At 50.4% G+C, this 25,011-nt stretch carries 19 protein-coding genes; 18 read left to right on the forward strand and 1 reads right to left on the reverse strand.

Annotated elements, in window-relative coordinates:
- The first annotated feature begins 212 nt into the window (after nt 1–212).
- Entirely contained in the window at nt 213–923 is a 711-nt protein-coding gene (locus LAJLEIBI_RS01650; RefSeq protein ID WP_006444281.1) for a cell wall hydrolase, read from the forward strand.
- Between the two features lie 432 nt (nt 924–1,355).
- On the opposite strand, the gene LAJLEIBI_RS01660 is transcribed toward LAJLEIBI_RS01650, so the two are convergent.
- Nucleotides 1,356–2,597 carry an MFS transporter gene (locus tag LAJLEIBI_RS01660; protein WP_006444279.1) on the reverse strand — a complete coding sequence of 414 codons (1,242 nt, stop codon included), beginning with the start codon at nt 2,595–2,597 and terminating at the stop codon, nt 1,356–1,358.
- A 455-nt stretch (nt 2,598–3,052) separates the two neighbouring features.
- Between LAJLEIBI_RS01660 and LAJLEIBI_RS01665 the strand changes: the two genes are divergently transcribed.
- The 17 genes from LAJLEIBI_RS01665 to hisH all read left to right on the forward strand — a co-directional run bounded on the left by LAJLEIBI_RS01665 (nt 3,053) and on the right by hisH (nt 25,008).
- Complete coding sequence (locus LAJLEIBI_RS01665) at nt 3,053–4,510, forward strand: FAD-binding oxidoreductase (RefSeq protein ID WP_006444277.1); 1,458 nt, start codon at nt 3,053–3,055, stop codon at nt 4,508–4,510.
- Between the two features lie 3 nt (nt 4,511–4,513).
- Nucleotides 4,514–5,344, forward strand: a complete 831-nt coding sequence (locus LAJLEIBI_RS01670) for an electron transfer flavoprotein subunit beta/FixA family protein (protein WP_006444276.1) — start codon at nt 4,514–4,516, stop codon at nt 5,342–5,344.
- A complete protein-coding gene (locus tag LAJLEIBI_RS01675) occupies nt 5,341–6,273 on the forward strand; it encodes an electron transfer flavoprotein subunit alpha/FixB family protein (RefSeq protein ID WP_006444275.1) in 933 nt (310 codons plus the stop codon). Before LAJLEIBI_RS01670 ends, LAJLEIBI_RS01675 begins: the two co-directional genes overlap by 4 nt.
- An 18-nt stretch (nt 6,274–6,291) precedes the next feature.
- On the forward strand, nt 6,292–7,734 hold the full coding sequence (locus LAJLEIBI_RS01680) for an FAD-binding oxidoreductase (RefSeq protein ID WP_006444274.1): 1,443 nt from the start codon (nt 6,292–6,294) through the stop codon (nt 7,732–7,734).
- Complete coding sequence (locus tag LAJLEIBI_RS01685; RefSeq protein ID WP_006444273.1) at nt 7,731–8,528, forward strand: electron transfer flavoprotein subunit beta/FixA family protein; 798 nt, start codon at nt 7,731–7,733, stop codon at nt 8,526–8,528. Before LAJLEIBI_RS01680 ends, LAJLEIBI_RS01685 begins: the two co-directional genes overlap by 4 nt.
- The gene (locus LAJLEIBI_RS01690; protein WP_006444272.1) at nt 8,525–9,544 is read left to right on the forward strand and encodes an electron transfer flavoprotein subunit alpha/FixB family protein; all 1,020 of its coding nucleotides are present in this window, start codon (nt 8,525–8,527) and stop codon (nt 9,542–9,544) included. Before LAJLEIBI_RS01685 ends, LAJLEIBI_RS01690 begins: the two co-directional genes overlap by 4 nt.
- Nucleotides 9,519–10,034, forward strand: a complete 516-nt coding sequence (locus LAJLEIBI_RS01695; RefSeq protein ID WP_006444271.1) for a hypothetical protein — start codon at nt 9,519–9,521, stop codon at nt 10,032–10,034. The genes LAJLEIBI_RS01690 and LAJLEIBI_RS01695 overlap by 26 nt, the downstream gene beginning before the upstream one ends.
- 4 nt (nt 10,035–10,038) lie before the next feature.
- Nucleotides 10,039–11,640, forward strand: a complete 1,602-nt coding sequence (locus LAJLEIBI_RS01700; RefSeq protein WP_147570539.1) for a BCCT family transporter — start codon at nt 10,039–10,041, stop codon at nt 11,638–11,640.
- A gap of 6 nt (nt 11,641–11,646) precedes the next feature.
- A complete protein-coding gene (locus tag LAJLEIBI_RS01705; protein ID WP_040435755.1) occupies nt 11,647–12,222 on the forward strand; it encodes a glycerol-3-phosphate responsive antiterminator in 576 nt (191 codons plus the stop codon).
- A 16-nt stretch (nt 12,223–12,238) separates the two neighbouring features.
- The gene (locus LAJLEIBI_RS01710) at nt 12,239–13,123 is read left to right on the forward strand and encodes a damage-control phosphatase ARMT1 family protein (protein WP_006444268.1); all 885 of its coding nucleotides are present in this window, start codon (nt 12,239–12,241) and stop codon (nt 13,121–13,123) included.
- A 246-nt stretch (nt 13,124–13,369) separates the two neighbouring features.
- The gene (locus LAJLEIBI_RS01715; protein ID WP_006444266.1) at nt 13,370–14,155 is read left to right on the forward strand and encodes an SDR family oxidoreductase; all 786 of its coding nucleotides are present in this window, start codon (nt 13,370–13,372) and stop codon (nt 14,153–14,155) included.
- A 45-nt stretch (nt 14,156–14,200) separates the two neighbouring features.
- Nucleotides 14,201–15,631 carry an FGGY-family carbohydrate kinase gene (locus LAJLEIBI_RS01720; RefSeq protein WP_006444265.1) on the forward strand — a complete coding sequence of 477 codons (1,431 nt, stop codon included), beginning with the start codon at nt 14,201–14,203 and terminating at the stop codon, nt 15,629–15,631.
- Nucleotides 15,632–15,721: 90 nt separating this feature from the next.
- On the forward strand, nt 15,722–16,504 hold the full coding sequence (gene surE / locus LAJLEIBI_RS01725; RefSeq protein ID WP_006444264.1) for a 5'/3'-nucleotidase SurE: 783 nt from the start codon (nt 15,722–15,724) through the stop codon (nt 16,502–16,504).
- A 180-nt stretch (nt 16,505–16,684) separates the two neighbouring features.
- On the forward strand, nt 16,685–22,054 hold the full coding sequence (locus LAJLEIBI_RS01730; protein ID WP_040435753.1) for an InlB B-repeat-containing protein: 5,370 nt from the start codon (nt 16,685–16,687) through the stop codon (nt 22,052–22,054).
- Nucleotides 22,055–22,215: 161 nt separating this feature from the next.
- Nucleotides 22,216–22,896 (forward strand): response regulator transcription factor, encoded by a 681-nt coding sequence (locus LAJLEIBI_RS01735; protein ID WP_006444262.1) that lies wholly within the window; start codon nt 22,216–22,218, stop codon nt 22,894–22,896.
- Nucleotides 22,897–24,363, forward strand: coding sequence for a HAMP domain-containing sensor histidine kinase (locus LAJLEIBI_RS01740; RefSeq protein WP_006444261.1), 1,467 nt, complete (start codon nt 22,897–22,899; stop codon nt 24,361–24,363).
- Nucleotides 24,364–24,402: 39 nt separating this feature from the next.
- The gene (gene hisH / locus LAJLEIBI_RS01745) at nt 24,403–25,008 is read left to right on the forward strand and encodes an imidazole glycerol phosphate synthase subunit HisH (protein WP_040435752.1); all 606 of its coding nucleotides are present in this window, start codon (nt 24,403–24,405) and stop codon (nt 25,006–25,008) included.
- Nucleotides 25,009–25,011: the final 3 nt, after the last annotated feature.

Raw genomic sequence — 25,011 nt, forward strand, 5'->3', positions numbered from 1 at the left:
TAGAATTCGTTCGGAATTCTACGCACTTTGCTGTCCGGCGCGATCAAAATAACATATTTTTCGAGAAAAATAACAAAAGCTTTTTAAATAAGCTTTATTTTTTTGAATAAAATCGTAACAAATATGTAACAATTGTAATAAATAGAAAATATCTGAATATAATTAATTAAAACAATTTTAAAATATTGTTATTTTCAGGAGGGTATAAATTTATGAAATCTAAAAAACATGTGGGGCTTCTCGTAACATTGTTAACTGTCACGTCGCTGTTTACCGCAGGGTATTCCAGCGAAGCGGCGGCGGGTGAACCGGAGGCTTTGCCGGTAACGGCGGATGCAAATGCAGATAAATACGCATCCTGTCTTATGGACATGAAAGAGACAACCCAGAAGATAATAGAAGAACAGCAGAAAATAGCAGAAGAAAAACGGATCGCAGAAGAAAAGAGGATCGCGGAAGAAAAAAGAATAGCAGAAGAAAAAGCAGCCCAGGAGAAGGCGGCGCAGGAGAAAGCAGCCCAGGAAAAGGCCGCTCAGGAAAAAGCTGCCCAGGAGGCGGCTCAGGCAGCGCAGCAAAGGGCAGTTTCAGCGAGCCAGTCAGACCAGGACCTTCTGGCGGCGATCATATTCTGCGAGGCGGGAAATCAGCCGTATGACGGACAGGTTGCCGTAGGTGCGGTCGTAATGAACCGGGTGAGAAGCGGAATCTTCCCTAATTCCATCCGTGACGTCATCTACCAGTCAGGACAGTTCGGTCCGGCCGTGACAGGCTGGCTCGATCAGGTACTGTCTTCCGGCGGGTACACTGACACGGCAAGAGCGGCCGCCGCAGATGCGCTTGCGGGAGCTAACCCGATAGGGGACTGCCTCTATTTTGACCAGGGTGGGTCTGGAATGCAGATCGGGGCGCATTATTTCCATTAAGTGAGAATTTGAGATGTAGTGTTTTTGAAAGATTGGCGGTGGACGGCGAAGCGGACAGGTGCACAGAAGTGGTTTATGGGCGCTGCGTCAGGCGGGAAGCCGTAACCGCAGAAAGAGCCGGAATCGGATAACCGAGCCTATTCGGAATGAAATCCTGAAGGGATTTCTTTCCTCAGAGGCTCTCGTGGATGTTATTTGTGATAACATCCACGTATCTGATTCCGGCTCTTTCTGCAGCAACGGCTTTCTCACCTGACTCCGAACGCCCATAAACCGCTTATGTGCACCCGCCCGCTTCGCCTGTTCATCTCCAGGTGTTTAAAATACTCAACCGGGAGAGATTCCCTGGGGTGTCTCGATGGATGGTATTGTTAGGATGTAGATTAAGAAGACACGGTGCTCATATGCGCCGTGTCTTCTTTAGGTATTGGATTATGCGGTTTTCTGTGCGTTTTCTTTTTTGACGATGCGGCTCAGGATGAAGGTGATGATGGCGCAGAGGACTGCGGCTATCATCGCGTAGGCCCATGTCATGTTGTAGCCGGTCCTGCCGTAGTTGTCCATCCAGCTTCCGACTAAGGTGTACATGAAGATGTCAGGTGTATATCCCAGGCAGGAGGCAATGCCTGACACACGTCCGCTCATGTTGATAGGGATTCCGGCGTCGTCGTGTACTGCAAAGTATTGGCTTCTTACAGCGTAGATGAAGAACAGGCCTACGAAGAAGTTGGCTACTACCATAACGCAGAGAGAAGCTTTGGACGGCATTACGATGAAGAGGCCGAAAGATAAAGCGAGGCCGATACATCCGCCGATGATGACTTTAAACCGGGACTTCATTTTATCGGCCAGGAAGCCTCCGACAATACCGCCGGCGCCCTGGATCAGGTAGCGGACACCGCCGAGTGTTGCGGCTGAAGCGGCGGATAATCCGTAGAACTGCTGTGCAAATGTGGTCGCATACGCGATCAGTCCGTATACACTGTAGGCAGTGAAAACAATTGCTACGAGCAGCCAGACTCTGGGAATGAGCAGGGCCTTGAACATTCCTTTTGTGATTTCTGCCAAAGATTCTGAGTTTTCTTCCTTTTTTGTGTCCTCGATAAAGATAAAGTTGAGGATACCTATTATAATGACTACGATAGAGCATACTTTGATAGCCGCTGACGCGCCTGCAACTTCATCGGCAAAACGTGTAAATGCGGCTGTCATACCAAACACGAGCAGTGCGTTCATGATACCGCGGAGACCTTCCTGCAGGCCGAACAGACGTCCCTGCTCTTCGTCGGTACCGAGCATACGCGTTGCCTTGATGCAGGCAGACCAGTATGTAATGATAGTAGAGATACCCATAAGTACAAAGATCACGCGGCTTATGGTATAGCCGGGGAAGGTGGAGAACCAAAGTCCCAGGATACCTGTCGCGATGAAGGAAAAGGTAAGCAGTTTCCTTGCCGAGAACTTATCGGCGATAATACCTCCTATGAAATAAGAGAAAAGTGACATTGTTGCATATCCGGATGATAAGAGTCCCATCTGTGCATTGGAAAGATTCATGGCATTCTGAATCGGCACATAGAAGGTCTCACGGATGTACGGTAATTGAAAAATGATTCCGGCACCTGTCGCAAGAAGAAGCAGGGTACCATACTTTTTAACAAAAGCTTTGTTCATGATTTCGCCTCCAGATCAACTATAATAATATTGGTGGTACAGACGCTGCAGCCGCCGTACCTGTTATTAATGTAACAAAAAAAGAGAAAAGTAATGCCAGGGTGGCGTTACTTCTCTCTTCACTCTTTGTAACTAACTCGAATAATAAAATAATTGTGAAAAAAAGTCAATCACTAAAAGACAAAAAAACGAAATATAAACATTGTGCACAAAAAGCCGGATATAATAATATGAAAAATAAACAATTGACAACTCCCGGCATATGGTTTTATACTATATGCAGTTACCGAAAGAGATTTTCAGAGAAAAGTAACCAACGTGGCAGGCGTACTGCCCGTGTTGTGTTGCTTTTCTTTTTTTGCGTTTACGGAACTTTGCACCGTGTTGCGCTTCCTTATCTCTTTCAGTGAGGTATCAAAGAAAAAACGTGTTAATAGTGAAAGGAGTCCAGAGTCATGGCAATTATTTCAAGAGAACAAATCGTAGAAGGGTTAGTTGACATTCTTGGCAGCGAGCAGGTCGTAACAGACGAACAGGTATTAAAGGAGAGCAGTCTCGACAGATACAGAAAATATGAGCAGGTATGTGAAGTGTACACACAGCCGATACCGGCAGCGGTAGTATATGTAAAGAGCGCGGAGGAAGTATCCGAGGTGCTTCAGTTCGCCAATGATAATGAGATCAATGTAGTACCGAGAACAGGACAGTCTGCGATCGAAGGAGGTCTTGAGACAGCGCTTAAGGATTCCGTGGTTATCGATGGTTCTACTATGAATAAGGTGATCAAAGTGGATGAGTACAACATGCAGGTTACATGCCAGTGCGGCGTACCGCTTCAGGAGCTGGATGACATGCTCAGAGAGAGAGGATATACGACAGGACATTCTCCGCAGTCCAAGCCTCTGGCTCAGATGGGAGGACTTGTAGCGACGAGAAGTATCGGACAGTTCTCAACGCTGTACGGCGGAATTGAGGACATGATCGTGGGACTTGAGGCAGTATTCCCGAACGGTAAGATCTGCAGGATCAAAAATGTGCCGAGACGTGCTGCAGGGCCTGACATCAGACATATTATCTGCGGAAATGAAGGAGCGCTCTGCTACATAACTGAAGTTACATTAAAGTTATTTAAATGGCAGCCGGAAAACAACCGTTACATCGGATATATGCTGGATGATGAGTATATGAAGCTTGGATTTGACTGTCTGCGTGAAGTTATGGTAGCAGGATACAAACCTTCTTTTGCAAGACTCTATGACGCGGCAGACGCGCAGCAGCATTTCAGCGCATGGCTTCCGGAAGGAAAGGCTATCCTGATCTGGATGGCAGAAGGCCCTGCAAACATTACGCCGGCAATTGAGGCAGGGATCAAAGAGATGATGTCCAAACATCCGGAGCTTGAAGAGGTTGACCCGAAACTCATTGAGAAATGGTACGGCGGACTGAACTGGGGACCGGAGCAGATCGCAGAAGAAAAAGAAGAGATCAAAGCCACACAGAATATCGGTATCACGACAGAAGTATCAGGAAGCTGGGACAACATCTATGATATCTATAAGACAGCATGTGACAGGATCATGGAAGAGGTTCCGGATATGACTCTCATGGGCGGACATTCTTCACACAGCTACATCAACGGTACGAATATGTATTTCGTATACTATTATAATATCGTAGACTGCGCGCCGGAAGAAGAGATCAACAAGTACCATGACAGAATCAACCAGATCATCTGCGAACAGGTTATCAAATACGGCGGATCTATTGTTCACCACCACGGCCTCGGCAAAGCAAGAGCAAAATACGTGACACAGGAATACGGTTCTTCCTATTATATGCTCAAAACTTTGAAACAGGCGTTTGATCCAAACGGAATCATGAACATGGGAACATTGATCCCCCTCAGAAAATAAGCCATGAAGATATTAGGGTGTTTTAAAATAGTACCTGATCTGGATCTGATAGCTGAAGAAGACTGGACCGCAGATGACCGGCTTCGGGTAGATACAGGATACGCAAAACTTTTATGGAATTGTTTTGATGAAGGAGCACTGGAAATGATGTTAAAGCTTTCTGATTTATCAGAAGGCTTTGACGTCGTATATGAGCTGAACGCGCTCACCGTAGGCGGACGGCAGCATGAGACATTTTTAAAGACGCTTTATGCACTGAAGTTTGAGCACGCGGTACGGGTCGAGGCGGACGGGGACACGGACATCCGTTTCTGTCCGGAAATTATTGCACAGATAGTGGCGGATCACGTAAGACATAATGCGGCTCAGGATGTGGTAGTTATGGGTATCCAGAGTTCAGACGGCAGTAATATGAAGACGCCGCTCCTCCTGGCAGAAATGCTCGGGTGGCCGTGTATCACCCAGGTGACGGCGATGGAACCGGTGGATGAAGCGCATCTGAAGGTCACGAGCCAGGAAGATGGATGCACGGCGGTACAGACGGTTACGGTTCCGTGTGTTCTGGCGGCAGGGAACGCTCCTTCCGCCTATCTGAGGGTGCCTACGCTGAAAGACAAGATGAAGTTTGGCAAGAAGCCGGTCGAACATATAAGCCCGGACTGGGAAACTCTTTTGGGAAGTAAGGGGGGCGTCTCAGAGCCGGCTGTGGAACTTGTGGAATTGAAGCAGGTGGTAGAGAGCAGGGACACGGTGCTTATTGACGGAGATACTCCGGAAGAGAAGGCGGAGAAACTGTTTGAGACATATTTGAAAGAAAGGCTTGAAAAAGTATGAGATATCATTGTATCATAAATGCTCACTCGGAAGATATAAACCGGCAGCTGGAAGAGTTCTGTGCTTTTAAAAGGGCCTTCCTGTCAGAGTCAGAAGAAGGAGAAGCCTTTATCCTGTGCCGGGACATGTCAGATGCAGAGAAATTAAACGGACATGTTTCCAAAAGCGCGGCGGCCGTAACAGCCGGGGAATATTGCCCTGAGACGGTGCTTGCGGCATTGCACGGGGAGATCCTGCCGGAAGATCTCTATATCTTCGGGAGCGGATACAGCGGAACAGAACTGGCCGTACGCCTGGCCGAACGGGCCGGGGGCAGTTCCGTCACGGCTGTTCACAGCCTTGAGAAAAAAGAACGGCTGACAGTCCGGAAGATGGTGTATGCGAATCATATGGAAGGCGCGTTCTGTATGAGAAGAGGTCCATACTGCATATCTCTGGCAAAAGGAATGGACCGGCAGCAGCCGGAGAAAAAAGAATTCTGTGACTTCAGGGAGATCCAATGTCCGCAGAAGTCCGGATTTGTGGTTTCAAGAGAGACATGCGCCGAAGAAACATCAGGCGGGCTTGGCGATGCGAACATCGTGATAGCTGCGGGCAGAGGTGTCAGAAATAAAGAGAATGCGGAGTTTCTGCAGAAATCGGCAGAAGCGCTCGGCGGCGAACTTGGAGTCAGCCGTCCGGCGGCCATGAATGCATGGGCTCCGATGAACAGGTTGATTGGTGTGTCAGGGGCAATGCTTAAGCCGGACATCTGCATCGCGGCAGGCGTATCCGGCGCCGCTGCATTTTACGCGGGAATAGAGAAGAGCAAGTTTATTGTAGCTATTAATACGGACGAACAGGCGCCGATCATGAAGAAGGCCGATGTGGCGGTGGCGGATGATTTTGTCCCGGTAATGAAAGCGTTGCGGAAACTTGCAGAAAAGTAAACGACAGGGGATAGTTTTATGAGACAATTGATATTTCCGATGAAAGAACAATATGAAGAGTTTTTGATCGATGAGTCAAAGTTTTCCGGCTTTGCAGACAGCATTTCTTTTCCGGAAAGCGAAGAAGAGATACAGGAGGTGCTTCGCGCCGTGAACGGGGAGCGCTTACCTGTAACGATCCAGGGAGGGAAAACCGGAATTACCGGCGCGGCAGTACCTGAAGGGGGGCATGTCATGAACCTGTCCCGTATGAATAAGGTAAAAAGCAGTGTTCTTCTGGAAGACGGGACAGGGCGGATAACCGTAGAGCCCGGAATCAACCTGATGGACTTAAGCAGGGAGATCGCGGCCGCGTTCCGTAAAAATCCGCTGTTCTGGCCGCCGGACCCGACGGAGACTTCCGCCACGGCCGGCGGTATCGCGGCGACAAACGCCCAGGGTATCAGCCGGCTGTTGTATGGGCCCGCCAGAACATATATTGAATCACTGAGACTGGTGAAAAGTGACGGACAGGTCATTACGGTGGAGAAAGGGCAGAAAATGACGCTTCCTTCCGGCCGTGTGATCGACCGGATAGACGCCGTACTTGGAAAAGAAGGCATCACAGGTGTTATGAGCGAGCTGACGCTGAAGCTGCTTCCAAAGCCGGCCGGCATATGGGGGATCGCTTTTTTCTTCGGTCAGACAAAAGAAGCCGGACGGTTTGTGGATATTCTGAGGCAGCATATGCCTGAGTGTGAGAACGCCGCGGTCGCCGCAGTCGAATATATCGACAGGACGTCTATGGATCTGATCGAAAAGCACAAAGGAGTCATGACGAAGATCAAAGAGCTCCCGGACATCAGTGAAGAGACGGAAGGGATGGTATACGTAGAGCTCCACGGTGAGGAAGATGAGATCGAGCTGCTGGCAGAGTCGCTCATGGAGACTGCCATGGTGTGCGGCAGCGATCCGGATGAAGCGTGGGCTGTCTCCGGTGAGACGGATGTGGAGAGGCTCCGCGCGTTCCGGCACGGGGCGGCAGAGACGGCCAATCTTTATATAGAAGAAGTCCGCCGGAACGACGAGCGCATCACCAAGCTTGGAACAGACATGGTCATTTCCGACATGTCTTTTTCGGATACGCTCTGCAATATGACAGAGGAACTGAAGCAGGCCGGGCTGAAAGCAAGTATTTTCGGCCATGCCCTGGAGAACCATCTTCATGTGAATATACTGCCCGATGATCATGACGACTATGAAAAGGGGATCGCGCTCATAAGAAAGTGGGCGGCGCAAGTGAGGGAACGTCACGGACAGGTGACCGGGGAACACGGCATCGGAAAGCTGAAGCTCCGGATACTGGACGGACTTCTTTCCAAGCCGTATATCGAGCTCTGCACAGAACTGAAGGAAGAACTGGATGCCGGCTTTGTATGGAACAGAGGGAATATTATAGGCGGAAAGGCAGGGGGCGTATGAGAATCGCTGTATGTATGAAACAGGTGCCCGCCGCTTCTGAGGGAAATATGGACCCGGAGACGGGCGTACTTATCCGGACCGGCCTGGAGGCCATTGTAAATGTGTATGATCTGGCGGCCCTGGAGGCCGCCCTTCAGTTGAAGGAGACATATGGAGCACAGATCCATGTGTTTACCATGGGGCCGGCAAAAGCGGAGCATGTGCTGCGGGAGGCGTTTGCCATGGGGGCGGATGAAGGATATCTTATCTGTGACAGGGCATTTGCAGGGGCGGATGTGCTCGCCACATCCTATACGCTTAAGCAGGCGATCGGCTCTGTCGGAAAGTATGACCTGATCCTGTGCGGAAAGCAGACGACAGACGGAGATACTGCACAGGTGAGCGGCGCCCTGGCAAAATGGATGGACATTCTGCATGTGAGCTGGGTGACAGAAATATCAGAAATATCACAAAATACCGTTAAGATTTGTTATAATATGGATAACCGGGTTATATCGGCACAGGCAGAGCTGCCGTGCCTCCTGTCTGTTGAAAAGGATGCGTTTGTTCCGAGAATGCCCTCTCTGAAGCTTAAGATCAGCGGGAGAAAAAAGGAAATACATATGCTGGATATGACATCTTTTGAGGACCGAAATGAAGAAAACTATGGTTTAAAAGGCTCTGCCACAAGAGTCCGCAGGATCTTTCCGCCGGAGCGCACGAAGAGGCGGGAACTTGTGAACGTAAGCAAAGAGAAAGCGGCAGAGTATATATGGAATATACTGAATACGGATGTACAGGAGGAGCGGGTATGAGGCAGGCAGATACAGCAGCGTGGTCCGGAATTCTCGTATATCTGGAATGCAGGCGGGGAAAACTGCATCCCGTAGGGCGGGAGCTCATTGCAGAGGCGGCGCGGCTTTCGGCAAAGCTTGGAGGCAAAGTGTACGCGGCGGCTATTGGATGCGGTCTGGAAGATGTTCCCAAACAGCTCGCGGACTGTGCTTTGGATAAAATTTATCTATATGAGACAGAAGAGGAGTACAGCCCTGTTTTATATGAAAAGATAATGACAGAATGTATATATGACATAAAACCATCTGTTGTACTTATCGGCGGAACTTATGAGGGACGCGCTCTGGCGCCGCGTCTTGCGGTTGCCTTTGGGAGCGGACTTACGGCGGACTGTACAGCGCTTGACATAGACGAAGAGGACAACCTTGTACAGATCAGGCCTGCCTTTGGGGGCAATGTGATGGCCAGCATTGTGACACAGTTTACGAGGCCGCAGTTTGCGACAGTAAGGCCCGGCATTATGGAGGCGTTCTTTGGGGAAAACCCCGGCAGGGCAGAGATCGTAAGGAAGACAGTGCGGCCGGCGGACGATTCGTTCCGGATCCTGGATGTACAGGAGAAGGAGGCTTCCGGGGGGATAACGGACGCGCATGTACTCGTTGTGGCAGGCAGAGGTGTGAAGAAGAAAGAAGACCTTGCGATGCTTCGGGAACTTGCCGGGCTGCTCGGTGGGCAGCTGGCTTCAAGCCGCGCGCTTGTTGAGAAAGGGTGGATGCCGCCTGAGAGGCAGATAGGACTTTCGGGAAGCACAGTGAGTCCTGACTACATGATCACGTGCGGTGTATCCGGCACGGTCCAGTTTATGGCAGGCATGAGACACACAAAGAATATTATTGCGGTCAATACAGATCCCGACGCCAGGATATTTGAGATTGCCCATTATCCGGTGTGCGGGGACTTGTATGAGATAGTGCCGGAGCTGATCAAGAGGCTCGGGGCCGGGAAAGGTGATGGTTCTCCTGAGATTCATTTATAAATTAGAACAAAAAGAGATCGAAGAAGCGCTTCTCGATCTGAACTGGCGCAGAGAAGGACGGTTTCGGACCGTCAATCTCTGGGTATTGAGTATCCTCGGTGTTCTCGTATTAACAGCATATATGAAGGATCCGGGACAGTTTTTTCTGTTTCTGCTTCTGCTGCTCATTATACTGCTGCTGTTTTATATGGCATACGGCGCTGTGTACAGCAGAAGGAGACGGGCGGGAAAGATGGCGGCCCGGGGCGGGGAATACCGGCTGGAGATCACAGAATCATGTATAATAGCGGGGGATAAAAATGAGAAGATAAAGCTGTCCGGTAAGAAGCTTAAGTTTCTCTGTTCAGAGCATGTGATCGTCATCCGTGCGGACCGGGACGTATTTACGGTTCCGAGACGCATAGTGAGTGAGGAAGAGTCCGGGGAACTGAAGAAAATTGCAGCGAAATATGGGTGCGGCTTTATAAATATAGTAATAAGAAAGGAGTGACTGTATGGAGGCGGAAGTAAGAGAGAAAACAGTGAAGCTGTCATTGAGAAAAGGGGTGTTCTTCCCGCCGTGGCTTCTTCTTGTGGCGATGGTCGTCGTAAGCCTTACAAACGGCGATGCGTTTATGGCGGGGCTTAACGCTGTGACCAACTGGATACTGGGCAACTTTGCGTGGGCGTTCAATCTGACCACGGTCGGCTGCGTGATAACAGTGATCATGGTATATTTTTCTCCGCTTGGGAAGGTGCGGATCGGGGGAAGTAAAGCAAAACCGATGATGAAGTTTCTCGATCTCGTATGGATCACACTCTGTACGACGATCGCGGCCGGGATCCTGTTCTGGGCCTGCGCAGAGCCGCTGTATCATATGAACGCTCCGGCCGTGGCGGAAGGAGTGGAGGCAGGAGGCGCCAGTTCTGCGCTTTTTGCCATGAAGACGATGTTCCTTGAATGGACGTGGTCTCCATATGCTATTTATACCGTGGCCACATTGATATTTGCTTTTGTATTTTACAACATGAACCAGTCCTATTCGATGGGCTCCGCCCTTGTGCCGGTATTTGGGGAGAAGGTAAAGAAGTATAATGGAGTTGTGGATGTCATCTGTCTGTTCGCCCTTGTAGCCGGAATGGCGGCGTCGCTCGGAACAGGTACGATGACGATAGGCGGCGGTGTGGAAAAGGTGTTCGGGTTTGAGAGCGGCCCGGTATCGTGGGGGATCATCATTGCGGTCATCGTTACGACATTTATCATATCGAGTGTTTCCGGAATCATGAAAGGAATCCGTCTGCTTTCCTCCATCAATGCCAAAGTATATATGGTCCTGCTTTTGTTTCTGTTTGTATTTGGGCCGACGGCATTTATGCTGAATTTTTCAGCGGAGTCCTGGGGAGCATATATACAGGACTTCTTCAGGATGAGTCTTATGACGGGCGATATCTTCCAGGACGGCTGGGCGAAGAGCTGGCCTATATTCTACTGGTGCAACTGGCTTGCGTGGACACCGATCACAGCAGTGTTCCTCGGAAAGATACTGAGAGGTTATACGATAAAAGATGCCATCAAGTGCAATTTTATTATACCGGCAGTCTTCAGCACAATATGGATGGGGCTGTTTGCAACGGCCTCTATCTACTATGAGATGAACGGCGCAGGGCTGTATGACACGCTGTTAAATAAAGGAACAGAGTCTGTTGTATATGCAGTGTTTGACCAGCTGCCGCTGGCGGTGATCGTTATCCCGTTCTATCTGTTTATTGTGTTCATCTCCTTTGTCACGGCATCGGATTCCAATACGAACGCCATGGCAGGACTGTGTACGAACGGTATCACTCAGGACGAGCAGGAATCTCCTTCCTGGCTTAAGATCGTCTGGGGAATCTCCATTGCACTCATGACGTGGCTTCTGATCAGCTTCGCGGGGATCGACGGGATCAAGGCAGCGTCCAATCTCGGCGGTTTTCCGAATATGTTCCTTGTCATCATCATGATAATAGGACTGTGGAAGATAAGCCGGAATCCGCAGAAGTATGATGTGCACAAGGAAGATTATGACAGCAAGGGGCGTCCTATTGTGACCCCGCGGCTGCCGATTGAAAAGGAGTAAATGATTATGTCTTTGACGAAAGAATATTTTATGGAAGCGACGGAGGCCTGCCCGGTCATTCCGGCCATCAAAAATGAGGAGTGGCTGGAGGGCTGCAGGGAATCGGAGTGCGGTATCGTCTATATCATCTACGGGGACATCTGTACGATCGCGGATATCGTCCAGAAAGTGAAAGAGATGGGGAAGAAGGCGATCGTTCACGTAGATCTGATCGTAGGTCTGTCTTCAAAAGAGATCAGTGTAGATTTTATTCAGAAGTATACGGAGGCAGACGGCATCATCAGCATGAAACCGGGACTTATCAAGCGCGCAAACGAGCTGGGCATGTTTACGATACAGAGATTCTATATGATGGATGCGCTCACGTATGCCAATATCGTCAAGCATGTGAAGAACTGCAATCCGGATGTGGTTGAGTTTCTTCCGGCAGGACTGCCGAAGGTCATACAATATCTTTTGGAAGAGATCGATAAGCCGGTGGTGGCAAGCGGCCTCATTCTGGACAAAGAAGATGTGATGGGAGCGCTCAAAGCCGGCGCATTTGCGGTATCCACCACGAACCGGAAGATGTGGGACTGTTAGGAGTGAGGAGAACAAGATGAGAGCAGATAAAGAATGTTATGCGTGCTGCCTGAAAAAGGCAGAGAGCCTTCTTTTGCAGTATCAGGTGCCGCAGAGCACCTCGGCAGGCGTGCTCGCGCATATAAAGGAGCAGCTTGCCTGCGCGGATCCGGATACTTCAGCTCCTGTGCTCATGGCCCGGGCCATGAGCCTGCTGGGGGAACAGACCGGAATCACGGACGCCTTTGACCTGCCGAAAAGGAAGTACAATGAACTGCTGCTTCGGCGGGAAGAAGAGGTATATGATGAGGTGATGGGGGAGAAAGACCGCTTTTTTGCGGCCCTTCAGTATGCTGTCACCGGGAATTACATAGACTTTGGGGCCATGTCGGATGTGGAGGAAGAAAAGCTCAAAGAGCTCCTGTCCGCCCGCCCGCAGGTGAAGCTTGACATGGAGGAGGCGTCCAGGCTTTCAGAGGATCTGTCCAGAGCTTTAAGACTCGTATATATCACCGACAACGCAGGAGAGATCGTGCTGGACAAGGTATTTCTGCGTGTGATAAAGGAGCTGTATCCGAAGCTGCAGGTGACGGTGCTTGTGCGGGGAGTGCCGGTGTTAAATGATGCGACGTCAGAAGACGCCGCGCTGGCCGGGATGGACAAGATCGCCGTCGTCATACCGAACGGGACAGACATACCGGGAACGCCCATTGACGCCATCAGCCGTGAGGCGAGGGAGGCGGTGGACGCTGCAGACCTCTGTATCGCCAAGGGGCAGGGGAATTTTGAGACGCTGCGGGGCTGCGGAAGAAATGTATACTATCTGTTTCTATGCAAATGCGAGCTGTTCGTCAGGAAGTTTCAGGTGGAGCGGTTTACTCCGGTGCTGAGTAATGAGAAGAGAATTATACAATATGCATAAAAACGAGAGGGCACTTTTAAGTATAATCACGATATTGACAAATGATATGACACGATTTACAATGGACATAGTTACTAAAAGAGCGGAAGAGAGAGTAACTTTTACCTGCGTGCAGTGGGTGGAAGTTGCTCTTTTTTTTGTCTGCGGGAAGACTGTATCCCGTCCGGCATTCCGGTCCTGTTGTGCGCAGACAGAGGCGGCGGGCTCTTTTGCAATAATGATCAAATAACATATGGAGGTATTAAAATGAGCTTAAATATCAATGATTTTTCTATGGATTTCTTTTCACTGAAAGGTAAAAACGCAATCGTTACAGGTGGAAACAGCGGGCTGGGCCAGGCGTTTGCGCTTGCGCTCGCAAAAGCAGGAGCCAACATTTTCGCATTTGCGTTTGTAGATGACGACGGGACAACACAGAAGCTGATCGAAGACTGTGGTGTGAAGTATACATTTATGCAGGGAGACTTGACTGAAGACGGGATGTGTGACAAGGTTGCCGAGAAATGTGCTGAAGTATACGGCAGCATTGATATTCTCGTAAACTGTGCCGGAATCTGCAAGATAGCAGATGTACTTGACTTTGGCAGAGCAGAGTGGGATCCGATGATCGCTATCAATCTGACGGGCGCTTTTGACTTAAGCCACGCAGTCGCAAAATATATGATTCCGCAGAAGAGCGGTAAGATCATCAATATCTGTTCCCTGTTCTCCTTCCTCGGCGGACTTGGCTCTCCTGCGTACGCGGCCATGAAGGCAGGCCTCATGGGACTTACAAAAGCATATGCCGATGAGCTCGGAAAATACGGCATATCTGTAAATGGTATTGCGCCTGGATATTTCCAGACTGCCATGACTTCAGGAACAGGCAGCGCAAACGATGAAAAATACAACAAGATCAAAGACCACATTCCGGCTGACCGCTGGGGGGAGAGACAGGATCTTATGGGTGCCACCGTATTCCTTGCAAGCCAGGCGTCCAATTACGTGAACGGAACGGTATTAGTTGTGGACGGAGGCTACCTTGTAAGGTAACAGCTTATTTACAGAAAACTTAGACAAAGAAAGAGGTTTGGACCAATGAGTGAGAAATATATCATCGGAGTAGATGAAGGTTCCCAGAGTGCCAAGATACTTATCTTCGACACAAAGGGCAATATCGTATGTGAGGGAAAACATCCTCTGAAGCCTTACAACCTGCCGGAGCCGGGACTTGTAGAACACCCGGACGACGACTGGTGGGACGCCATCTGCGAGGCGGCTAAGAAATGTATGGCCAGCTTTAAAGGAAACATAGAAGACATTGTGGGAATCGGCCTCTGTACGATCCGTTACTGCCGTGCCTATCTCAAGGCGGACGGAACACTTGCGCAGCCTGCATTAAGCTGGATGGACGTACGTGTTGCGCAGCCTTATGAACATACGAACCCGGATGTGAAATACATCGTTGCGTCTTCAGGCTACATAACCAACCGCCTGACGGGTGAATTCAAGGATACGGTTGCCAATTACGAAGGCGTATGGCCGATCGATGTGGACAAATGGGACTGGTCGGATGACCCGGCAGCTTATGAGTCGACAGGGATGCCAAGAGAGATGCTTTTTGACCTTGTGATGCCGGGGGATGTGCTCGGATATGTGACGAAAGAAGCAGCTGAGGCGACAGGATTTCCGCAGGGGCTTCCGGTCGTGGCGACATCCAACGACAAGGCAGTGGAAGGACTTGGGACGGGATGCATGGGGGATACGACCGCATGTATTTCTCTTGGCACATACACGGCTGCCATGATGGAAGGAAAAGAATTCCTCAGAGATACGAAGTATGTATGGCCGAAATTCTCCTGCGTGCCGGACAAATACCTCTATGACAGCAACGGGATCCGAAGAGGGATGTGGACGATCAGCTGGTTCAGAGATATCCTCGGGGACAGCTATGTGCAGGCTGCGAAAGAAAAGGGACTCTCTGCGGAAGAACTTCTGAGCGAAGAGGCAGAGAAAGTGCCGGCAGGTTCTGACGGGCTTATGACTGTGCTGGACTGGCTGGCTCCGGTAGATGCAATGTACAAAAAGGGCATCATGATCGGTTTTGACGGAAGACACACGAGAGGGCATATATACCGCTCTATTCTTGAGGCGGTGGCTTTGACGATGAAGAAACATCTGGACGACATGACCGGGGAGATGGGCGTGAAGCTTGACAGAGTCATCATCACCGGAGGCGGATCCAACAGCGACCTGTTCATGCAGATCTTTGCAGATGTGTTCAATATTCCGGCAGTGCGCAATGAAGTGAACGGCGCTGCAGGCCTCGGCGCGGCGATCTGCGCCGCAGTGGCGGCAGGCGTCTACGGAAGCTTTGACGAGGCAGTGGACAATATGGTAAGGATCAAAGACAGCTTTGAGCCGGATGCGGAGCATGTGGAATTCTACGCAAAGATGCTTCCGATCTATACGGATATAACAAATCACACAGATGATATATTAAAGAAATCATATGAACTATTTCATTGATTTTGAAAGGGGTCAGACCCCCTTGGCCATGGGGGCCGGACCCCTGTGGAGATTCCAAGGGGGTCCGGCCCCTTTTGCGAGGTGAAGCGTATGAAAAGACCACTTATTTTAATTACAAATGATGACGGGATTCATTCTCCCGGCCTGAGGGCAGCGGCCGAAGCGGCGGCGGACATGGCGGATATCGTGATCGCGGCGCCCCACACACAGCAGACGGGGATGGGACGGGCATTTCCGGATACGGAAGATATGGGAGTGATCGAGACGGAATCTATGGACATACACGGCCGTACGGTCCGGGCGTACGGCGTCCACGGTTCTCCGGCTCTTGCGGCGGCTCACGGCATACTAGAGCTGGCAGGCCGCAGGCCGGACCTCTGTGTCAGCGGAATCAATTACGGGGAGAACATGGGCGCGGTGCTGACCTGCAGCGGAACGCTCGGAGCCGCGTTTGAGGCGGTCAGCCATAACGTGCCTGCAATAGCGGTGTCGCTGGAAACAGACCTTAAGATACAGCGGTCCAATGATTTTCAGGCGGCCGATTTCGGCCCGGCCGCAGAAGTGCTGCGCACATGGACCGCCCGCGTTTTGGAAGAGGGCATGCCGGAGAATGTAGATATCCTTAACATCAATGTGCCGGCAAAGCCCCGAAGTCCGGGGGAATACCGTATCACGACCCAGAGCCGTCAGAATTACATTGAATTTATCCGGCCCGGGAAGCGGGAACTGGACCGGCCGTTTTCAATGAAGTCCCGACTCTATGTCGATGAAGAGACGCTGGAGAGGGAGAGTGACATCTATGCGGTGTATGTGGATAAAGTGGCTTCGGTTACTCCTCTAAATATCGTGATGTCGGTAGAGATGATACCTTGATCAATGTCAAAGTACAGAAAACCTAATACCGTATGAGTGATATCTTGTATAATTGCCTTTATTTCCATAATATTCCGGAAAACAATTTGTCCAAAGTCTAATACCGTATAATTTCCGCCTCCGCTGAACCGCTATATAATTATCTTATACTAGTGTTTATTTACCTAAATGGAGGGAGAGATGATAGGAATGCGGAGGATAAAAGGGAAGATTGCGGCATTTATGGCGGTACTTGTCATGGTTTCGATGCTTGTATCGCTGCCGGGTCCGGTGTCATATGCAGCGCCTGAGAATACAGAAGACAAAGAAGCGCAGGCCGCTTCAGAAAGCAGCAACGCAGCAGCGGCAGACAACCGCCACGATGCGCTCTCTCAGGAGGCGTACAAGGAATTTGGCCTTCCGGCAGGGACGATAGAGGAATATACATCAGACGAGCATCCGCTTGAGAATTATGAGCCTGCGCCAAAGTCTTGGCTGTATATGAGCTATATGAACAAGACAAGTAAGAACAATGGACAGTTTGCGGTTCTTGACAGTATGAAGGCGCTGACGGAAAAAAATGCCACGCTGACCGATAAGAATCAGAAGGTGACCGGTAATCTGGACGCGAGTCCGATCGTACCATATACAGATAATGCCGCGGCCTCAGGGAGCGGCAGCAGGATCGTCGGGAAAAACGCGGTGGCGCTGGCGGATGGAATGAACGACAGTACGATCGTGGAGATGAACCTGTACTACCGCGAGACCGGGACCTTCTCCAAGACCTATGAGAGCGGCTTCTTCTTTCAGACGATGAAGCGGCAGAAGAATGGAGCTTACCTTCCGCTCACAAGCCAGAACTATGATATAAAAGGGGGCACGGCATTTAAAAAACTGGGCTCCCGGGCTGCCGCCGCGCTCACCGCCATGACTGCGGTAGATCTGGACGGCGACGGGGTGGACGAGCTTGCGGTCTATACTCCGTATTTTACAGGGCCAAGCATTACCATCTTTAAACAGAAAAGTGAAAAAGACCGCATGACTCTTGAAAAAATCGGAGAGATACCGCTTAAGGATCTGAATACCGATTCCGATGCGTGGCAGTTTGATCAGGGATACGGCGGGGAGAATTTCCCGGTTGTCGGACTTTCTACATCTTCACTCGCCGGGGCAAAAGAACATCTGATCATCACCGCATGCTGTCCTGCCAGTGTGGCGAACCACAGTAATGTCTCTGCTCTGGCCATCTACAGTATGGACGGAGGGACTCTGAAAAAAGAGTATACAGCCGATATGGAATTTGTGGAGCTGATAAAGGACATACCTACTCCATATGTCTATCGGTATGCGTCTGCGGTTCAGGCGGACGTAGATGGAGACGGGCAGGACGAGATCGTCCTGGCCGGATATAACAATGGCCGCGACGGTTATTATCTCAATATGCTCACCTACGATAAGGGGAAATACAAGAAGGTAAACAATACTGCATTTAAAATCAGTGTATCTGGTGATACGAGTGATATCACGGCCAGACAGCACTTTGGCATGAGTGAGGCTGTGACACTTCAGGCCGCGAAGCTAAACGAGAAGGATGATTCGGATTATATCTTCCTTGCCGGCCACGTGTTAAAATTTAAGCAGGGGGATACAGGGGATTCACTGGAGGACGGAGAATTTGACGTCGTCAAGTCCATGGATCTAAGTGCCAATAAGTGGGGAGACTTCCATTTTGTCAGCAGTGCGGCCGTGGGCCGTTTTGCAAAGGATAAAGGCGGCAGCGAGCAGATCGCCGTGGTATGGCAGAGCTATTCCAAGAAGGACGATGTGACGATGAACATCTCCTGGCTGTGGGCGGACGGAACTTCGGTAAAGCAGTATAACACGAATGAGAAGTACTTGTATGAGCGGGGAGCCCTCGGCTATGGCAGCAGTATCATACTCTGTCCGGTCAGCGATGTAAACAGCGCTGCCTATTATCAATATGAGGGAAAAGACTTTGGCTGGAGCGCCCCCCAGGCTCTTGCAGCCATACCGGCCATGCCGTACTGGGGAGAACTGGGCGCAGGCGGTACCCCGACCGTATCCTTCAGTGTATCCAGAGAACGGACGACAGGAGCCCGGGGGGATGTGAGCCTGCAGGGCGGGTTTATGGCCGGGTTTGACGCGGCTGCCGGAGCAGGCCTGGTAGGAAACGGGCTTGCAGGGGGAGCCGGATTTGACCTGGAGGGTCTGATCGGCTTGGCTTACGAGTTTTCTAAAACCCATACAAAGGGACAGGAACGGACGATAACGGCAGATGCCGGGCGGGACAGCGCTGTCATACTATCCATACCGATCGTGACGTATCATTATAAAAGATACCTGCCCGAATCAAAGGTGACCCAGCAGGCGCTGGATAAGATCATAAAAGAGACAGGCGTGGCTCCCTATTATGAAAATGACCCGTCCAGGCTCATAAAGGCAGGGGATGTGATACCGGCAGGCTGGTACAGCGCAGATACGGTCATCCAGTTTGATGAAGTCTACAGTAGTATGTATGTGGACGATTATAACAAGTTATGTGACAAATACAGCACAGCATCCATCCCAATCGAGAAGATCGATATGAGTGAACTGTACAGTTCGGATTACCGCAAAGGTGACCCTTCTACGTATCCGTCCCAAAAGGAGGAGATCAAGTCCATCGGCGGCAAGTCGGCTGTCGTGGGCCCGATGGCGGTAAAAAGCAACGGGGGAACGGTGGAGATGGCCTTTACACAGGAGAGTGCGCTGACTTCGGACTTCGCCTTCCATCTGTCGGTGGATGGGGATATATACGGACAGGCAAAGGGTAAGTTCTGCCTCTTTGCAAATATTGAAGTGGAGGGAAAATTTGGAGCTGCAGGCGTTTTTGACCTTCAGGCCGGAAATGTCAGCGTCACGACAAAGGGAGAAGGGATAAAAGCACAGCTTGTGGGACCGCCCACAGAAAAGAATTTCTACTCCTATGAGGCCAGCCTTGTGGCATGGAACGCGGCGTGGGGCAAGGATAAGAAGGATACATTACTCATGGTAGGACCTCTTGCTGACGCAAGGAAAGATATCCCCCTGCCCCCGGAGAATCCTTACGTGTATGAAGCCGGGACGGATATGGCGCTGCTTGGCTGGGATAATTCGGCTGACAACGGACTGCGTCAGGCGGAGAAGTACCGGGTCTATCAGGACACTGGGGGCAGTCACAAAACGTTGGTTGGAGAGGCCGACAGGAAAGAGAATCTTTTTGTCGTCTCAGGACTGACCCCGGGTAAGGATTACACATTTTACTTCACCGGTGTCGGCGCAGCGCCGGATTCACTGGAGAGCGAGTACAGTATGCCCCTGGAGGTTACGACAAAGACTGCTGACAGCCGGATACACATACCGGCAGATCAACCGGAGGATGCCTATGTGAAGGTGGGAGAAAGTGCAGTGTTTTCTGTACAGAATCTGACGCCGCCTGAGGGTTACGAACTGCATTATCAGTGGTACGAATATATACCGGATGCAGACACGCATATGGGAGACTGGCAGGTGGCGGCAGATAACCAGATATCGGATACGCTGACAATAGACAATGTCACGGCAGAGATGGATAACAACAAGTACCGGCTGGAGGTACAGCTGCGTAAGAAGGTGCCCATAGGAAATGCAGTTACAGAAGAAACGGTATATTCCAGAGCGGCCTCACTGCACATAGGGGATGACAGCCGGCCGTCCTGTGAGATCACGAGCCTGACACGTGACAAAGGTGGAGCGGATGAAAGAGAACTTAAGCCTCTTAAGGGAACCTATTACATCGCGGCCGGTCAGATGGACAAGCCGGTGAGCATAGAAGCATCTGTAAAAGAAAAAGGCGGCGGTGCAGTCACGTCCGGAACGGTCACGTTCATGTACCGCAAGGACGGCGGTACACCTCAGCCACTGGGAGGATCTCTGCTCCTTGATGGTTCGGGAATTGCAGGCACAACCTGGACGCCTTCGGAAGAAGGGCGCTATGAGTTTGCGGCAGTATACGAGTCTGACGGGGGGACGCAGCTTGTCATGTCTGCTCCTTCCGTTGTAAGAGCGGGAAACTTAAAGGACAGTTTTTATCTTGTCCGGTATGTGACAGACGGCGGGACGAAACCACCGGAGAATCCATACGGCATCAGCAGAACTGCCGGCAGTACGCCGCTTGCGGATGCATCAAGAGATTATTATACATTCCAGGGATGGTATACGAAGGCTTCGGGCGAAGGGACGAAAATCGAGGAGCTTAACCCGGAACAGATCGCCCGGGAGCTCGGCGGAAACGGTATTGTATATACGCTTTACGCTTACTGGGAACCGATTCAGTACTCTATTGTTTATGAACATGGACATGTCACAGGTACGGTCCAGAATCCGAATCCTGATTCTTACACGATACAGCAGTATTATGATTTAAAGGATCCGGTTCTGCCGGGGTATGAATTCAAGGGATGGTATGAGGAACCGTCATACAGTACAAAGGTCTTTTCTCTGCCGCTTGGCGGTGAGTCAAAGGACGCTGCGGGCAGCAGTACTCTTTATGCAAAATGGGAGGAACAGGAATATCCGATCCGATATATTCTAAATGGATTTCCTCTTCTGACAGGACCGGATACATATAAGGTTACAGACCTGCCGCTTAACCTGCCAAATCCGGAAGAGCCGGATGCGGAGAAGTGGAGGATGAAACAAAATGTCCCTGTTAACAATGGGATGCAGGGAGAGAAAAGGTACGTATATAAGGAATGGAAGGATACGCAAGGCAATCCTATAACTGCCATCCCGGAGGGAACGACAGGCGAATTTATTGTGGAAGCAGGCTATGAGAGGGAGTTTACCGCTGTGTATCTAAACGAGATAGGCGGGGAAATGCAATCGGGATGGTATCATATATACTATCTGCACGCTTCCAGCTTCCCACTGACAGTACCAGGCCAAGACGATATACATAAAAAAGGTTTTATATTTGATGGATGGTATAGGAAATATAACAGTACAACGGGAGAATATGAAGATAAACGTGAGTACATGACTTATGATGAAAATGTAAATAATGTAATGCTCTACGCAAAGTGGGTGGATGACCCGAACCAGGTGATCGTAAAATATCATCTGAATTATGGGGGAAGTACGGACTATTATCTGCCGGCGGACACCTATACCGTGAAGGGGGATACGGTTGACAGACCAGATGACCCGGAGAGAGACGGCTATACATTTACGGGGTGGTATCTGGACAAGGCATGCACGACAGAGTGGGATTTTGGTGATAAGGTGCCGGATGACTATGAAAATAGGACACTTGTACTTTACGCCGGATGGGAGAAGAACAAGGGGTCAGATGACACGCCGGGAGGCGGCACTGTTACTCCGGGGAATAACGGCGCGCGCCCGGGAGCCCATACAGGCGGCAAGAACGGCGGCGCAGGGCAGGCCGGGGCCCGTACCGGTGATACAGCGCTTCCGGTAATGTGGGGCGGAATCATTATGATTTCGGCCGTGGTCCTCTTTATCATACTGAGGAGAAGAAAACAGGACAAATGATCGCCCGCGGCAGAGGGCCGGGTATTCTGTGAAAATGCAGAATTCCGGCCCTTTTCTATTTGTGCTGTGATATGGTAAAATAGGAGCAGGTATTTCACAGAAATATCATAAACGTCTGATATGATGAAATATAAGAATGATATACTGCGGAGGTATGTTAGATGGACAAGGTCAAAATATTAGTGGTTGATGATGAGAGCAGAATGCGCAAGCTTGTGCGGGATTTTCTCGGACGGGAAGGGTATACTGTTCTGGAGGCAGGAGACGGCATGGAGGCTATGGAGATCTTCTATGAGGATAAGGAGATCGCTCTCGTTATTCTGGATGTCATGATGCCGAAGATGGACGGATGGCAGGTGTGCAGAGAGATCCGCCAGTCCTCGCAGACACCTGTGATCATGCTGACAGCCAGGTCAGAAGAGCGGGATGAGCTTCAGGGATTTGAACTCGGCGTGGATGAATACATATCCAAGCCGTTCAGCCCGAAGATCCTCGTGGCAAGAGTGGAGGCGATCCTGCGGCGTTCTCACGTGCTCGGCGCAGAGGAGATAATTGATGCGGGAGGGATCCAGATCAACAAGGCGGCTCACGAGGTGAAGGCGGAAGGAAAACAGATAGACTTAAGCTACAAAGAATTTGAGCTGCTCGTATACTTTGTGGAGAACGAGGGGATCGCCCTGTCCAGGGAAAAGATACTCAACAATGTGTGGAATTATGACTATTTTGGGGATGCGCGTACGATAGACACCCATGTAAAGAAGCTTAGGAACAAGCTGGGAGACAAGGGGAATTACATTAAGACCATCTGGGGGATGGGTTATAAATTTGAGGTAGAAGAATAGATGAAACGTTCGATCAAGAAGCAGATGACAGCGGTGTTTGTGGGCCTGACGGTCTGTCTGCTGTTTGCGCTCATAGTGCTCAATATACGGTTCCTGGAACCGTATTACATCAGTAATAAAGAATCGGAATTTGTCAATATGTATGAGAAGCTTGCCGAGTCTGTCCACAGCGGTACATGGAAGAGCGAGGATACGCAGACAGAACTCAGACATATGGCGGAGAAGGGCAATCTCTCATATCTTCTTATGAATGTGGAGACAAAGGAAGGTATATTTAACGTGCCGGATATCGACATGCTCAATGACCAGCTGACCGGGTATCTGCTCGGACAGGCACAGAAGGAGAGCAAGGTGCTGGAAAGCGCCAGAGACTATCAGATCGCACAGTATAAAGATCCAAGGACGCAGACGGAGTACATCGTTCTCTGGGGCGCCATTGACGGAACTTATAATACGTTTCTCAGGAGTCCCCTTGAGAGCATTAAGGAAAGCGTAGCTGTTTCCAACCGTTTTCTCCTGTATATCGGAGGGGCCGTGACCTGTATCTGCATCTGCCTTGTCTGGTATTTTTCAAAGCGTCTGACAGATCCGATCAAGGAACTGGCGCTTTTGTCGGATAAGATGGCGGACCTGGATTTTAACGCCAAGTATAAAAGCGGAGGGGAAAATGAAATAGGAGAGCTGGGCGCCAACTTTAACCGGATGTCCGAGAAGCTTGAAAGTACGATCTCAGAGCTGAAAAGCGCCAACAACAGTCTGCAGAAAGATATCGAGCGCAAAGAGAAGCTGGAACAGATGCGCAGCGATTTTCTCGGGAATGTCTCACACGAGCTTAAGACGCCGATCGCCCTCATCCAGGGGTATGCCGAAGGGCTGAAGGAAGGGGTCAGCGACGACGCGGAGAGCCGGGAATTCTACTGTGATGTCATCATGGACGAGGCGGGGAAAATGAATCAGATGGTGCGCAATCTTCTGACATTAAATCAGCTGGAATTCGGAGACGAGGACATACAGTTCGAGAGGTTCGACGTCACGGAGCTTATACAGGGAGTGCTCCAGAGCATGGAGATCATGGCCCAGCAGAAAGAGGCAAGGGTAAATTTCATTCAGGAAGCTCCGGTCTATGTGTGGGCGGATGAACTGAAAGTAGAGCAGGTCGTAAGAAATTATGTGAGCAATGCATTTCATCATCTGGACGGCGATAACGTTGTGGAGGTAAAGATCACGGTCACGGATGAGAAAGCCAGGATCAGCGTGTTCAATACAGGCGCGCCCATCCCGCAGGAAGATATTGCGCACATATGGGACAAGTTTTATAAGGTGGATAAAGCGCATACGAGAGAATACGGGGGCAATGGGATCGGTCTGTCCATCGTGAAAGCCATCATGGAATCCTTTCATCAGAAATACGGGCTCAATAATTATGATAATGGAGTGGAATTCTGGTTTGAACTGGACGTCAAATAATGGTACACTATATCCTATAAAGAAAGGATGGGAGTTACCGTGATCGCGATTATTGATTATGATGCAGGAAATATAAAAAGTGTGGAAAAGGCCATGTCACTTCTCGGACAGGAGGCTGTCGTCACGAGAGACAAGGAGACGATCCTGTCTGCGGACAAAGTAATACTTCCGGGCGTCGGTTCTTTTGGCGACGCTATGGAAAAGATCCGGCAGTACGGACTTGAGCCGGTCATCCGGCAGGTGGCCGGGAGCGGGACGCCTTTTCTCGGGATCTGTCTCGGCCTTCAGCTTTTGTTTGAAGAAAGCGGCGAGAGCCCGGGCGTGCCGGGGCTTGGAATTTTGAAGGGCAAGATCGTGCGGATCCCGGAGTCTGAAGGGCGGAAGGTACCGCATATGGGCTGGAATTCTCTTGAATTCCCGGTGAAGGGAAGGCTGTTTCACGGACTTTCGGGGGAGCCGTACGTATATTTTGTACACTCTTATTATCTGGAGGCCGCGGATGAACAGATCGTGACCGCTGTGACGGAGTATGGGGTAAGGATCCACGCTTCCGTGGAGCAGGGCAATGTATTTGCCTGCCAGTTCCATCCGGAGAAAAGCAGTGACACAGGGATCCATATCTTAAAAAATTTTGTGGAATTATAGGCG

It is taken from the genome of [Clostridium] hylemonae DSM 15053, from assembly GCF_008281175.1.
Taxonomy (GTDB): Bacteria; Bacillota; Clostridia; order Lachnospirales; family Lachnospiraceae; genus Extibacter; species Extibacter hylemonae.

Coding starts and splice junctions, on each gene's coding strand:
- LAJLEIBI_RS01720 (WP_006444265.1), top strand. CDS start 14,201: ATGAGTGAGAAATATATCATCGGAGTAGATGAAGGTTCCCAGAGTGCC.
- LAJLEIBI_RS01695 (WP_006444271.1), top strand. CDS start 9,519: ATGGTTCTCCTGAGATTCATTTATAAATTAGAACAAAAAGAGATCGAA.
- LAJLEIBI_RS01730 (WP_040435753.1), top strand. CDS start 16,685: ATGATAGGAATGCGGAGGATAAAAGGGAAGATTGCGGCATTTATGGCG.
- LAJLEIBI_RS01690 (WP_006444272.1), top strand. CDS start 8,525: ATGAGGCAGGCAGATACAGCAGCGTGGTCCGGAATTCTCGTATATCTG.
- LAJLEIBI_RS01710 (WP_006444268.1), top strand. CDS start 12,239: ATGAGAGCAGATAAAGAATGTTATGCGTGCTGCCTGAAAAAGGCAGAG.
- LAJLEIBI_RS01675 (WP_006444275.1), top strand. CDS start 5,341: ATGAGATATCATTGTATCATAAATGCTCACTCGGAAGATATAAACCGG.
- LAJLEIBI_RS01700 (WP_147570539.1), top strand. CDS start 10,039: ATGGAGGCGGAAGTAAGAGAGAAAACAGTGAAGCTGTCATTGAGAAAA.
- surE (WP_006444264.1), top strand. CDS start 15,722: ATGAAAAGACCACTTATTTTAATTACAAATGATGACGGGATTCATTCT.
- LAJLEIBI_RS01685 (WP_006444273.1), top strand. CDS start 7,731: ATGAGAATCGCTGTATGTATGAAACAGGTGCCCGCCGCTTCTGAGGGA.
- LAJLEIBI_RS01670 (WP_006444276.1), top strand. CDS start 4,514: ATGAAGATATTAGGGTGTTTTAAAATAGTACCTGATCTGGATCTGATA.
- LAJLEIBI_RS01705 (WP_040435755.1), top strand. CDS start 11,647: ATGTCTTTGACGAAAGAATATTTTATGGAAGCGACGGAGGCCTGCCCG.
- LAJLEIBI_RS01735 (WP_006444262.1), top strand. CDS start 22,216: ATGGACAAGGTCAAAATATTAGTGGTTGATGATGAGAGCAGAATGCGC.
- LAJLEIBI_RS01650 (WP_006444281.1), top strand. CDS start 213: ATGAAATCTAAAAAACATGTGGGGCTTCTCGTAACATTGTTAACTGTC.
- LAJLEIBI_RS01660 (WP_006444279.1), bottom strand. CDS start 2,597: ATGAACAAAGCTTTTGTTAAAAAGTATGGTACCCTGCTTCTTCTTGCG.
- LAJLEIBI_RS01715 (WP_006444266.1), top strand. CDS start 13,370: ATGAGCTTAAATATCAATGATTTTTCTATGGATTTCTTTTCACTGAAA.
- LAJLEIBI_RS01680 (WP_006444274.1), top strand. CDS start 6,292: ATGAGACAATTGATATTTCCGATGAAAGAACAATATGAAGAGTTTTTG.
- LAJLEIBI_RS01665 (WP_006444277.1), top strand. CDS start 3,053: ATGGCAATTATTTCAAGAGAACAAATCGTAGAAGGGTTAGTTGACATT.
- LAJLEIBI_RS01740 (WP_006444261.1), top strand. CDS start 22,897: ATGAAACGTTCGATCAAGAAGCAGATGACAGCGGTGTTTGTGGGCCTG.